Origin of the sequence: Dietzia sp. SYD-A1 (assembly GCF_015356725.1) — a bacterium.
GTDB lineage: Bacteria > Actinomycetota > Actinomycetes > Mycobacteriales > Mycobacteriaceae > Dietzia.
Genome location: NZ_JADDKI010000347.1, coordinates 1 through 2,672 on the forward strand (window position 1 = coordinate 1; position 2,672 = coordinate 2,672).

At 69.8% G+C, this 2,672-nt stretch carries 2 protein-coding genes; both read right to left on the reverse strand.

Annotated features, from left to right (window positions below; all coding sequences use genetic code 11):
• Window positions 1-2,001: transglycosylase domain-containing protein (locus tag IY392_RS13400; protein WP_194861478.1), on the reverse strand; the 2,001-nt coding region annotated here is incomplete at its 3' end.
• A 165-nt stretch (window positions 2,002-2,166) separates the two neighbouring features.
• Entirely contained in the window at window positions 2,167-2,565 is a 399-nt protein-coding gene (locus tag IY392_RS13405) for a DUF5318 family protein (protein WP_194861479.1), read from the reverse strand.
• Window positions 2,566-2,672 lie beyond the last annotated feature (107 nt).

Genomic DNA, 2,672 nt, shown 5'->3' on the forward strand with positions numbered 1-2,672 from the left:
ACCCCGGGGTACATCGGCGGACTCCCACTGGGACGCGCCGGCCTGTCCGCCGATGTACCCCGGGGTCGGGAAGCTCTCCCACTCCGTGCCGGACAGGGCGCCGTCCATCGCGGACTTCCAGATGTCCGCGGGCAGTCCGGACCCGTACATCGTGCCGCCCCACGCGTTGAGCAGGGGCTGGTTGTCGTCGGTCCCCACCCACACCGCGGTGGCGATGGACGGGGTGTACCCCACGAACCACGCGTCCTTGTTGTAGCCGGTGTCGCCGAGCTGGGTGGTGCCGGACTTGGCCGCGGAGGGGCGGCCACCGGCCAGCGAGTGGCCGTTGGAGTAGGCGGCGATCGGTTCCATCGCGGAGGTGAGGTTGTTGGCCACGTCGGCGTCCACCACCCGCTCCCCCTCGGGCTCCGAATTGTCCAGGAGGACCTCGCCGTCGGCCGTCTCGACCTTCTCGATGAAGTGGGTGGGCCGGTGGACCCCCTCGGCCGCGAACGTGGCCAGGCCCGTGGCCATGTCGCGCACCCGGATCGGGTACTGGCCCAGGATCAGGCCGTCATAGGGGTCCTCGCCCTGCTCGGTGAGCGTCTCCCACGGCAGTCCGGGGATCTCCTTGGCGACGCCCGCGCGGTGGGCCATGTCCCGCACGTCGTTGGCCCCGTTCTCCAGCATCCGCTGCAGGCGGATGAACGAGGTGTTGAGGGACATCTTCAGCGCCAGGGACACCGAGCACGACCCGCAGGACTGGCCGTCGACGTTGGTGACGGTGACGTTGCCGGTGGTCACCGGCGCCGAGGAGATCTGGGTGCCCAGACCGATGCCCTGCTCGAGGGCGGCCGCCACGCCGAAGATCTTGAAGGTCGAGCCGGTCTGCAACGGGGCGTTGGCGTAGTCCCAGCCCTCGGCGTCCTCTCCGCCGTAGTAGCCGATCACGCCGCCCGTGCGGGGGTCGATCGAGACCACCGCGGTGCGGTTCTCCGGCCGCTCGCCCTGCATGTTGCTGCGGGCGGCCTGGACCACCGCCTCCTGGGTCGCGGGGTCGATGGTGGTGGTGATCCTGAGCCCGCGGGTGTTGAGCATCTGCTCGTCGAGGCCGGCCATCGCCAGTTCGGCCAACACCTGGCGCCGGATGGCCCCGTTGGTGGGGTCGCCCACGTTCTGGTCCACCGCCTGGGGATCCTCGACGACCTGGGGGAACACCGCCGCGCCACGCTGCTGGGCGTCGATGGCTCCCATGTCCCGCATGCCGTCCATCACGTAGTTCCAGCGGTTCTCGGAGGCCACGGCGTTGTTGAGCGGATCCAGGGCGGAGGGGGACTGGATGACGCCGGCGAGCAGCGCGCCCTCCTCGATGGTGAGGTTCTCGACCGGCTTGTTGAAGTACGCGGTGGAGGCGGCGGCGATCCCGTAGGCCCCGCGGCCGAAATAGATGGTGTTGAGGTAGGCCCCGAGGATCTGGTCCTTGGACCACTCGTTGGTCATCTTGGCCGCGATGATGATCTCCTTGGCCTTGCGCTCGTAGGTGGGAGCGTCACCGACCATGGTGTTCTTGACGTACTGCTGGGTGATGGTCGAACCACCGCCGGCGCTGGACTCACCGGTGATCTGCCCGATCACCGCGCGCCCGATGCCCGTGGGGTCGTACCCCTCGTTGGTGTAGAAGCTGCGGTCCTCCGCGGCGATCACGGCGTTGCGCACGTGCACGGGGATCGCGTCGACCTCCACCAGGGTCCGGTTGCCCTCCGGCGGGACGATGCGTCCGATCATGGTCGAGCCGTCGTTGGTGTAGATCTCGGAGATCTGGTTGGTGGCCACGCTGCCCGGGCGGGGGATCTCGGTGCGGTTGTAGACCACCCCGACGATCACGAGCGGGATCACCAGGAGGACGACGACGACGAGGATCAGCGTCGTCCAGGCCGGGTGGCGTCGAAACCAGCCGCGCCGGTGCGCGGAGTCGTCCCGACCCCCGTCGGATCCCCCGCGCGTCCTGTCACTCTGCGACATCTTCCACCCTCCTGCGAACAGCTACGACCGGCACGGGCGACCCCCGCTGACGGTGCATCGGGGTCCATTGTGTACGAAATCGCGCTCCACCCGGAATCCAGTGCACCCGGGCACGGCACCTTGCGGTGCTCACGGAGGGCGAGCTGCGGTGTCGGCGGTGGGCGATCAGCGGTGTCGGCGTAGGTCCCTCGCGGCCCGGCGCACGCGCCTGCCCTCGCCCGAGGCGAGACCCACCTCATAGGATTCGATCAGGTGGTTCCACGAGCAACTGCGGCACACCTCCACCACGTGGACGGTGAACGCGTCGTGGGTCAGCGCCAGCTGTTCGATCTCATCAGCGCTCCGGGCCGAGCCGGAGGCGGAACCCAGGTCGTCGCCGAACACCCACGACACCTCGGTGAGGTTCTCCTTGCGGCACACCGGGCACACGGTCTCGGTCTCCACGCCGTGGAACCCGGCCGCACGCAGGAGATAGACGTCCGCGTCGCACACCTCCCGCAGTGCCGAGACGCCCTCGCGGAGATCCGCCAACACCCCTCGACGCCGCAGGGCGAAGTCCACCACCCGGCGACGCCGCAGCGCCTCTCGGCCGGTGGGGTCCTCCGGCCCCGGCGGGGGGCCGGGTCGCCGGTAGCGGGAGTCGGCCTGGTCCACGGGGGCCAGCCTACGAC